Here is a 9,830-nt window from a genome sequence, read left to right as displayed (position 1 = left end):
GGCCTTTTTAATTCGTTATGTCGTCGATGTTTGGCCAAGATCAGGGCGATAAATTCACAGTAAGATCATCATTTTGTAGGTCGCTTCCACGATTTGCCATCGGCGCGCCAAACTGTGCAGCGCAATTTCACAAAGAAGTCTTCCCAACTGCCGTTTCAGCAAGCGCGTTGTAGAAAAGCCTGCTCAGGAGCCGAGCAGCTGGCCGATCATGGTCCAGCCGTAAAGCGAGGCGACCAATCCAGCGAAACCCAGGAACTCGGTCAGGAACTTCGAAGCCGACATCGTATCCTCCCTTGCAGGTGATCCAGCAGGTTGCTGGGGTGGTGACAAGAGGATCATATGAGAACATACTAGGAACATCAAGCGCGATGTTCGCTTTATGTTCTCATGATGCCGAATCGCCACCGTTCTCCCTGCGGGCAGCATCCGATGGATAGCGCAGCCGCTCTGGAACCTTTGGTCGGTTGCAAGCGTTCTCCCGCGTGTAAACCAAACGACGTAGGAGAGCAAAGTGGGGCGGAATATTTTTTACATCATCGGCGTCGTTGTCGTCGTAATTGCCGTGCTGTCGCTGGTCGGTCTTCGCTAAGAACGGCGGAGAGTTCTGCGCTACGGCGCAGCCAGAGTCCCGGTTACCAAAAAGGCGAAGCGTACCCGGCGGATTTTGGAATCGCCGGGTACGCTTCGCCTTTTTGAATCTGTGCGTCCGACCGAACGATGACTGTCTGAAGCTTCGCCTCACTCGACCGTGAGCACGATCTTTCCCTGGATGTGTCCACGATCGGCCCGCTCGTGGGACCTGCGAGCATCGGCAAGGGGAAAGGTGCTATCAATCGCAACGCGGATCGTACCGTCGTCAAGCAAGCGCCCGACTTCCTGCAACTGCGCGCCACTCGATCGGACCTGCGTTGCGGAAACCGTGACGCCCAGCGCCGCAGCCGCCTCGGCACCGGAGAACCCCAAGGGGAAGATTGGGAATAGAGCGCCGCCCCGCTTGAGCGTGCGCAGGAAACGGCCGGTCGTCGGGCCGCCGACCGAATCGACGACGAGATCTAAGTCGCGGACGACATCCTCGGGAGCGGTCTTCCTGTAATCGATGAACTCGTCAGCGCCCAGGTCGCGCAGGAACGCTTCATGCTTGCCCGACGCCACTGCGATGACGCGGGCGCCCTTCCACTTGGCGATTTGCACAGCGAAGTGCCCGACACCGCCGGCGGCCCCATTTACGAGGACGGTCCTGCCTTCGAGCGGCACGGGCCGATGACTGTTCGGCTGGAGCGGGTTCGGTTCATCGTGCCCCAGCTCGATCATGAACTGCCAAGCGGTTAGCAGCGACATCGGTGCTCCGGCGGCATGGACATGGTCGATGCCAGCCGGCTTGAGCGCTACTTCCGACGCCGGAACGCTGACGTACTCGGCATAGGCCATGCTGTCCCCGAAAACGCCGCTGGGAAACCGCACCATCGAGTACACGTCGTCTCCGACGGCGAACTCCTCGACATCGTCTGCGGTCGCCTCGACGACGCCCGAAATGTCCGTTCCCGGAATGATGGGGAAACGTCCCTCCGGCTGCCATTCGGGAGGAAGAGTCCGATAACCTTCACGCAGGTACCAGTCGGGCGGATTGAGCCCGACCGCGTGGACGCGGACCAGGATCTCGCCGGGTTTCGGTTCCGGCTTCGGAGCGTCCTCGTAAACCAGTACCTCGGGACCACCGAAAGCGTGGAACCGCACCGCCTTCATCGTCTCTGCCGACATCGCTTCCACCTTCACCGCAAATGGACTATCTCTATCCGGAACAGTGCCCCGATTATCCGGAGCACTGTTCCGCTTGTCAAGAGGGGTCCATGCGAGCCGACGCCAGGAAGAACTACGAGCACCTGCTGACGGTCGCCCGCGAGGTGGTCACCGAGCAGGGCGCAGACGCGTCGCTGCGCGATATCGCGCGCAGGGCCGGCGTGGGAATGGGTACGCTGTACCGTCATTTTCCGAGGCGTGAGGTGCTGCTCGAGGCCCTGCTCCGCGCCAGCTTCGACGAACTCACGGCAAGGGCCGGAGAACTGGAGGGATCGGCCCCGCCGGCGGAAGCGCTCACGTCATGGCTGCGCGAAGCCGTCGCAGTCGCGCACAAATACAGGGGAGCCATCGATTCGATGGTAGCTGCCATCGCCGACCCGGAGTCGGCACTCCACGCCTCCTGCCAGACGATGCGCGCGGCGGGCACCCGCCTTCTCGTCAGGGCTCAGGAACAGGGCGTAGCACGAGCCGGTCTGGACGGCACCGACCTGTTCGGGCTGCTAGGGGCGCTCGCGTGGCTCCGGGATCAACCTGCGCTCGCGCCACGCGCCGACCACCTCTTCGACGTAATCGCCGGCGCCATCCTGGCCAAGGATTGAGCTGCATGCGCGAGGTTCCAGCCCCTGGAACCCCGCTATTGCCTATGTTTATCCCCTCACTCCCACTCGATCGTGCCGGGCGGCTTGCTGGTGATGTCGTAGGTGACGCGGTTGATGCCGCGGACTTCGTTGATGATCCGGGTGGCGACCCGTCCCAGGAACTCGTGGTCGAAGGGGAAGTAATCGGCGGTCATGCCGTCCACCGAAGTCACGGCGCGGAGCGCGCAGGCGTAGTCGTAGGTCCGTTCGTCGCCCATGACGCCGACGGTACGGACCGGAAGCAGCACGGCGAAGGCCTGCCAGATGGCGTCGTAGAGACCGGCGTTGCGGATTTCCTCCAGGTAGATCTGATCGGCCTTCCGCAGGATGGTCAGCTTTTCCGGCGTGATATCGCCGGGGATACGGATCGCAAGGCCGGGACCGGGAAACGGATGGCGGCCGATGAAGCTGTCCGGCAGCCCGAGTTCATGGCCCAGCCGGCGAACCTCGTCCTTGAACAGTTCGCGCAACGGCTCGACCAGCTTGAGGTTCATGCGCTCCGGCAGGCCGCCGACGTTGTGGTGCGACTTGATGGTCATGCCGCCGCCGGATACCGAAACGCTCTCGATCACGTCGGGATAGAGCGTCCCCTGGGCCAGGAACTCGGCGCCGCCGATCTTGTGCGCTTCCTCGTCGAACACGTCGATGAAGAGGCCGCCGATGATCTTGCGCTTCTGTTCCGGATCGCTGACGCCGGCCAGCTTGCCGAGGAACAGGTCGGACGCGTCGCGGTGGACCAGCGGGATGTTGTAATGGTCGCGGAACAGGGTGACGACCTGATCGGCCTCGCCCGTGCGCATCAGGCCGGTATCGACGAAGATGCAGGTGAGCTGATCGCCGATCGCCTCGTGCAGCAGCACGGCGGCGACCGAGCTGTCCACGCCGCCGGACAAGCCGCAGATCACCTTGCCCTTGCCGACCTTGGCCCTGATCCGCGCGATCTCCTCGTCGCGGAAGGCAGCCATGGTCCACTCGCCGGAGCAGCCGGCGACGCGATGGGTGAAGTTCTCCAGCAGCTGGGCGCCGTGGGGGGTGTGGACGACTTCCGGGTGGAACTGCACGCCGTAAAAATGACGGGTATCGTCGGCGATGATGGCGAAGGGAGCACCCTCGCTCTGCGCCACGACGCGGAAGCCGTCCGGCAGCTTGGTGACGCGGTCGCCGTGGCTCATCCAGACCTGCTCGCGGGCGCCCTGCTCCCACAGCCCGTCGAACAGCGCGCAGGGCTCCTTCACGTCGATGAAGGCGCGGCCGTATTCGCGGTGGTCGGAGCCGGTGACTTCGCCGCCCAACTGGGCGCACATGATATGCTGGCCGTAGCAGATGCCGAGGACGGGAACGCCCTGGTCGAAGACCTGCTGCGGCGCGCGGGGCGAGTTCTCCTGGGAGATGAACGCCGGGCTGCCGGACAGGATGATCGCCTTGGGGTCGAACTCCCTGACCTTTTCGTCCGTGATGGTGAAGGGATGGAGTTCGCAGTAGACGCCACTCTCGCGCAGGCGCCGGGCGATCAACTGGGTTACCTGGGACCCGAAATCCAGGATGAGAACGCGATCGGCTGTCAGGGCGGGGGAGAGAGGGGCAGTCATGTCAAACTCGCTTCAAGCATTGAATGGGGCGATCTGGGAATGGGGTGTTCTAGCGCACGGGCGGGTCCGCCGACAATCGCGCCAGCGGGGCAAGGTCGCGCCAGCCATAGGCGACCTCGGTCAAGGTAGCACCGGCGAACCCGACCGGCTTCTCGGCGAGCCGGACGCCGCCGAGCCGTTCGTAGAACCAGCGCGACGGGTTGTTGTGCAGGACCCAGACGACGGCGGAGTTCATGCCGTAATTGACCAGCTCTGCCGCCATGGCGGCCATCAGCAGCCGGCCGATTCCGCGTCCCTGGGCGTAATCGTAAAGATAGAGTGCGTAGAACTCGCCGCCAAAACCTTCGATGCGGGTGCGCTGGGTGCCGCACGAGGCGAAACCGACGACGCCGTAAGGCGGCTCGACCGCGACGAAGCTGGCATGGATGCGGCCATGGTCGCTGAGGATGGCGCGCCAGCGCTCGGTATAGGCGTCGGTCGAGAGGCCGAGCAGATAGGCGTCCGGCACTATCCCCGGATAAGTACTGCGCCAGCTGGCCACGTGGACCTTCGCTATACCCGCGGCGTCATCCGCGTGGGCGCGCCTTATCAGCGCCATACCTCCTCGCTCCGCCGCGCCAGCGGCGTGATATCGCCCCAGCCATAGGCTACTTCCATGACCTGCGTTCCATCGAACATGAGAGGCCGGTCGCTGACCAGCTTGCCGCCCATTTTCTCATAGAAACGCCGCGCCTTCCAATTATCCCGCAAGGCCCACACGGAGGCGGCCGTCATGCCGCGCAAGGTCATCGCCGCGGCCATCGTCGTCATCAGCCTTGTGCCCAGCCCCTGCCCCTGCCCGACCTTGAGGACGTAGAGGGCATGGAACTCGCCGGAATAATCCGTCAGTCCGACCTGCTCCGGTCCGTTGACGCCGAACCCGATGACGCGGTCCTCGCCGTCTATCGGCATCTCGGCTACGAAAATATCGGTGCGGTTCCGTTTGTTGTCCAGCACCTGCGCCCAGTAGCGCGTCCGGCTGAACACGTCCATCGATGCCAGCGTACGGGCGGGAACGATGCCGGGATAGGTTTCACGCCAGCCTGCAACATGCACATATGCCACCGCAGCGGCATCGTCGAGCCGCGCACGCCGGATCCGCCCGATCATTCCACAGCGCTCCCGCGCTCCATTACGCCTGCGAAAAAGCCGTCGGTGCCGTGCCGCGCCGGGGACAGCCGCATATAGGGACCGGTGCCCGGGCTGGCCGTACCGACAGCCTGTTCCCACAGATCGTCCACCGGCTTTACCGTGAAGTCGGGATGAGCGGCAAGGAATGCGTCGATTTGACGCTCATTCTCCTGCGGCAGCATCGAGCAGGTCGCATAGATCAGCCGTCCGCCCGGTTTGACCAGACGGGCCGCACTGTCCAGGATGCTATGCTGGAGCTTCAGCAGTTCTTCCAGTCCCGGTCCCAGCAGACGCCACCGGCTATCGGGATTGCGCCGCCACGTCCCCGTGCCCGTGCAGGGAGCATCGACAAGGACCCGGTCGAACTTGCCCTTGTGACGCTTGACCCAGGGATCGCGCTCGCTGGCGAGCGGGCGGGTCTCGATGTTGTGCAAGCCCGCCCGGCGGAACCGCTCGGCAGCCCGCTTCAGGCGCTTTTCCAGCACGTCGCAGGCGACCAGCCGGCCCTTGTTCTGCATGCCCGCCGCGATGGCGAGCGCCTTGCCACCGGCGCCGGAGCAGAAATCCACGACCTGATGACCGGGCTTGGCGTCCGTCAGCAGCCCGATGAGCTGCGATCCTTCGTCCTGGATCTCGACCAGTCCGGCCTTGAAGGCGTCGGTCGAAGCCAGCGGCGGGCGACCGTAAATCCGGACGCCGAAGGGCGACCAGCGCGTCGCCTCCCCCTCGATCCCGGCGGCGGCGAGAGCCGCGATGGCCGCATCCCGGTCGCCCTTGACGGTATTGACGCGGAGGTCGAGCGGGGCCGCGTCGAGCAGGGCCGCAAGCTCGGGTACGAAGCGGTCGCCAAGGAACTCCCGGAGGAGGTCCGCCGCCCAATCCGGGCATTCGACCCTGACCTGCTCCGGCATGTCCGGATGGTCGAGCGTATGGCCTTCCAGCTTGTTCGCCAGCTTGATCTCGCCGGCCGAGAACTCCGCCGGGGCGAAGCGGCCGCCGCTGAACAGCTTGTCCAGGTGATCGGCGGGCCGGCCCTGGGCAAGGATCTGGTCGGCGATCAGCAAGGTCCGGGCGTTTACGGGAAAGCCGCCGGCATGGGTGAACCACCAGCGCAGGCGCGCGTGGCGGCGCAGGACGCCATAGACGGTTTCGGCGACGGCGGCGCGGTCCTTGGCGCCGATGAAGCGGCGGGCACGGAAGAAGGCGCTGATCACGGCATCTGCCGGACGCGGCGTCACCTCCACCTCGTCGAGGAGTTCGATGGCGGCTTGAAGACGGGCGCCGGGGGTCATCTGGTCTCTGCTGAATGCACGGGGGCGAACTTGCGTCCAAACTTACATGAAGGTGTGACATGGGCGATTAATCGCCGCCGCGCAACAGCTTTCATCGGCAGGACAGCGCTGCGGCGGCGAAAATACCACCTAGCCGGTCCCGGTGCGCGGCATCCTGCCGGCTGCCCCAAGGGGTGCGGCGTCAGGAAGCTTCGATAGTGTATTGCCCGGCCATCAAACTACCTCCATAGTGGTAGAAGGGCATAGGTGCGCATGGTATATTGCCGTACCCTGCCGATAATGATTTTCAATGTTCCTTAGTGGTGCTTAGGGCATGTCGCCGGTTGACATTATCACTGACTTACTGATTGCGGGCATTGCCGGAACGCTGGGATATTTCGGTGCCCGCCTGGGCGGAGAGCTCTGGGCGCGCATCATCCTCGACAGCAAGGAAGCCAAGGATCTTCAAGCCAAGCTGAAGCGGCGAGCCCCGCTGATCCCGGCGTTCTCGCAAAGATGCGGACGCCTCAGGCCGGCCCTTGGACAGAGCGAAGCGCGACGGCGGAACGTGGAGCGGAGGATCGACGATCTGCACAGGCAGCTCTACGCCCTGGAGAACCGCGACGAGGAGTATATCCGGTTCGTGGGGCACCACCGGCCCGGACATCATCGTTTCAAGGCCGTGATGATCAATCGGCACGTTCAGACCGCCATCCGTGAGGGGCGGGTTCATGGGCTTCTGGATAACAGCTGGGCTCGCCCGCAAAACGTCGAGATCTGGGCCAGCAGTCTGGCGGACGCCAAAGGCAGCCTCAATGCCCGCTTTCCGATGAGCCTTGGATTCGTCGTGATCGAGATGATCGAACCCGAAGACGTCTCACAGGACGCGCAGGGAGATGCCGCATGACCACGACCTATATCCTGTCGTTCTTCACCGGCTATCTCGGCATCCTGCTGGGATTCCGCTTCGCCCTGGACAGGGTACAGATCGCCCGGCACCGTATCGCCACTCTGCACAAGGACAAGATCCTTCAGGTCGCGTCGATACGCGAGCTTGCCAAGGCGGCCAAGGTCAGCAAGCACAAGCTCAAGGAAAGCGAACTGCTTGTCGGGCGGCTGGAAACCGAGGTGCGGACACTCGAGGAGCGGGTCGGATCGGTCAAGCGCGCGGATAACAGGCTGGTCGTTCTCGACGAGCGCCGCCTGCCGGAGGATCATCCATGGATCCTGAGCATTTCCGGGCCGGGGGGCCTGCTTCCCGAAGCGAAAGGCGACGAAGGCCACGAGAACTGGACCGGCACCATGCGGTTTCTGGTCTGGGCGACGACCGAGAAGCGCGCGGTACACAAGGCGGCGACCCGCTATCCGGCGTCGCGCGGCTTCAAGGTGGAAGTGCTGGAAGAGAAGGGCCGGAACGGTCCGTCGCAGGCGGCCTAGCACCAGGAACGCTGTACCGCGAACGCCGAAGACATCGACCGGCATTCCCCGGCGATGTCTTCGGCCCGCGCTATCTAGTGCCCCAGGGTCACAGGTCGCGGCGGTAGTTCGGCGCCTCGTTGGTGATCATGATGTCGTGGACGTGGCTTTCGCGCAGCCCGGCATTGGTGATCTTCACGAAATTGCAGTTGGTCTGCATCTCGGGAACCGTCCGGTTGCCGGTGTAGCCCATTGCCGCCTTGAGACCGCCGACGAGCTGATGGACCACGCCGCCGACCGGCCCCTTATAGGGCACGCGGCCTTCGACGCCTTCCGGGACCAGCTTCATCGTGTCGCGCACTTCCTGCTGGAAGTAGCGGTCGGCAGAACCGCGCGCCATGGCCCCGACCGACCCCATGCCGCGATAGCTCTTGTAGCTCCGGCCCTGGTACAGGATGACCTCGCCCGGGCTCTCGTCCGTGCCGGCGAAGAGGCTGCCGAGCATCGCGCAATCGGCACCGGCGGCGATCGCCTTGGCGAGGTCGCCCGAATACTTGATGCCGCCGTCGCTGACGACCGGAATGCCCTGGCGATGGCATTCCTCGACCACATCCATGACGGCCGTCAGCTGCGGGACGCCGACACCGGCGACCATGCGGGTCGTGCAGATCGATCCGGGACCGATGCCGACCTTGACGGCATCGACGCCGACGCCGATCAGAGCCTTGGCAGCCTCGGCGGTCGCGACGTTTCCGGCCACGACCTGGGTATAGTTGGACAGGCGGCGCACCCGCTCGATCTGCTCCATCACCTTGGACGAATGGCCGTGGGCGGTATCGACCACCAGCACGTCGACCTCGGCGTCGAACAGCGCCTCGGCGCGGGCGAGACCGTCGTCGCCGGTACCGGTGGCGGCGGCGGCGCGCAGGCGGCCCTGGTCGTCCTTGCAGGCGTTGGGATGGAGCTGGGCTTTTTCGATGTCCTTGACGGTGATCAGACCGATGCAACGGTAGGCGTCGTCGACCACCAGGAGCTTTTCGATGCGGAACTGGTGGAGCAGGCGCTTGGCTTCCGACTGATCGACACCTTCCCGCACCGTGACCAGACGCTCGTGGGTCATCAGTTCCGAAACCCGCTGCTGCGGGTTGGAGGCGAACCGCACGTCGCGGTTGGTCAGGATGCCGACCAGCTTGCCGGAAGGCTGCTCGACCACCGGAATGCCGGAGATGCGGTAGCTTGCCATCAGGCTCAGCGCATCGGCGAGGCTGGCGGTCGGTTCGATGGTGATGGGATTGACCACCATGCCCGACTCGAACCGCTTGACGCGGCGGACTTCATCGGCCTGCCGCTCGATATCCATGTTGCGGTGAAGTACGCCGATACCGCCGGCCTGAGCCATCGCAATGGCGAGGGCGCTCTCGGTCACCGTGTCCATCGCAGCGGACATCAGCGGAATTCCAAGCTCGATCGTCTTGGTCAGCCGGGTGCGCGTGTCGGTCTGCGCCGGCAGGACCGAGGATTCGGCCGGCACCAGCAGGACGTCGTCGAAGGTTAGGGCTTCGCGAAACTGCACGATCTGGGCCATGTACCGTCTCCTGGCGTAAAATTTGCGGCACTATACACAGGAAACGCGCTGTGTGAAGTCTGTGTTGCCCTGCGGCAAACGCAGGGCTCGGGGATGGGGTGGTTTTTTGCCGGTCTATGGACGCATGTGGGCCATCGACGAAAAGTCGGCCTCGCGAAGGATTTTGCGAGAGATGTCTACCGAGCATTTTGACGGATGGAACTTGATGGTCGAATTCTGCAAGTCCAATAGAAGATTTTATCCAACTTCTGACTTTTTGAAGAAATTATATCATAATATAGGCAAGGGTCGTCAAGGATCGGGCTTAGGTGACTAACCTATGGCATTGTGTTTTTGTAGGTCGGTCTAAAGCGAAGCGGCAGCC

9 protein-coding genes are annotated in these 9,830 nt (G+C 63.8%); 3 read left to right on the top strand and 6 right to left on the bottom strand.

What is annotated here, in order from left to right; genetic code table 11:
• Nucleotides 1-738: 738 nt before the first annotated feature.
• The gene (locus AC5JJ6_RS26915) at nt 739-1,758 is read right to left on the bottom strand and encodes an NADP-dependent oxidoreductase (protein ID WP_496045020.1); all 1,020 of its coding nucleotides are present in this window, start codon (nt 1,756-1,758) and stop codon (nt 739-741) included.
• A gap of 89 nt (nt 1,759-1,847) precedes the next feature.
• On the opposite strand from AC5JJ6_RS26915, the gene AC5JJ6_RS26910 reads away from it, so the two are divergent.
• Complete coding sequence (locus AC5JJ6_RS26910; protein WP_496045019.1) at nt 1,848-2,396, top strand: TetR/AcrR family transcriptional regulator; 549 nt, start codon at nt 1,848-1,850, stop codon at nt 2,394-2,396.
• Nucleotides 2,397-2,452: 56 nt separating this feature from the next.
• Here AC5JJ6_RS26910 and guaA read toward each other — a convergent pair whose 3' ends face one another.
• From guaA to AC5JJ6_RS26890, 4 genes are read right to left on the bottom strand one after another with little or no spacing between them, the layout of a single operon-like run.
• The gene (guaA, locus tag AC5JJ6_RS26905; RefSeq protein ID WP_044434093.1) at nt 2,453-4,024 is read right to left on the bottom strand and encodes a glutamine-hydrolyzing GMP synthase; all 1,572 of its coding nucleotides are present in this window, start codon (nt 4,022-4,024) and stop codon (nt 2,453-2,455) included.
• A 49-nt stretch (nt 4,025-4,073) separates the two neighbouring features.
• Nucleotides 4,074-4,565 (bottom strand): GNAT family N-acetyltransferase, encoded by a 492-nt coding sequence (locus AC5JJ6_RS26900; protein ID WP_496045018.1) that lies wholly within the window; start codon nt 4,563-4,565, stop codon nt 4,074-4,076.
• A gap of 47 nt (nt 4,566-4,612) precedes the next feature.
• Nucleotides 4,613-5,173, bottom strand: a complete 561-nt coding sequence (locus tag AC5JJ6_RS26895) for a GNAT family N-acetyltransferase (protein WP_496045017.1) — start codon at nt 5,171-5,173, stop codon at nt 4,613-4,615.
• Complete coding sequence (locus tag AC5JJ6_RS26890; protein WP_496045016.1) at nt 5,170-6,486, bottom strand: RsmB/NOP family class I SAM-dependent RNA methyltransferase; 1,317 nt, start codon at nt 6,484-6,486, stop codon at nt 5,170-5,172. Before AC5JJ6_RS26890 ends, AC5JJ6_RS26895 begins: the two co-directional genes overlap by 4 nt.
• A gap of 313 nt (nt 6,487-6,799) precedes the next feature.
• On the opposite strand from AC5JJ6_RS26890, the gene AC5JJ6_RS26885 reads away from it, so the two are divergent.
• Both AC5JJ6_RS26885 and AC5JJ6_RS26880 read left to right on the top strand, forming a co-directional pair.
• Nucleotides 6,800-7,372, top strand: a complete 573-nt coding sequence (locus AC5JJ6_RS26885) for a hypothetical protein (protein ID WP_496045015.1) — start codon at nt 6,800-6,802, stop codon at nt 7,370-7,372.
• Nucleotides 7,369-7,902, top strand: coding sequence for a hypothetical protein (locus AC5JJ6_RS26880; RefSeq protein WP_496045014.1), 534 nt, complete (start codon nt 7,369-7,371; stop codon nt 7,900-7,902). Before AC5JJ6_RS26885 ends, AC5JJ6_RS26880 begins: the two co-directional genes overlap by 4 nt.
• An 88-nt stretch (nt 7,903-7,990) precedes the next feature.
• Here AC5JJ6_RS26880 and guaB read toward each other — a convergent pair whose 3' ends face one another.
• Nucleotides 7,991-9,466: an IMP dehydrogenase gene (gene guaB / locus AC5JJ6_RS26875; protein ID WP_496045013.1), complete on the bottom strand. Its 1,476-nt coding sequence runs from the start codon at nt 9,464-9,466 to the stop codon at nt 7,991-7,993.
• Between the last annotated feature and the right edge of the window lie 364 nt (nt 9,467-9,830).

The sequence above is a fragment of the Skermanella sp. genome (assembly GCF_059503625.1).
This window is presented reverse-complemented; position numbering and strand designations above follow the sequence as displayed.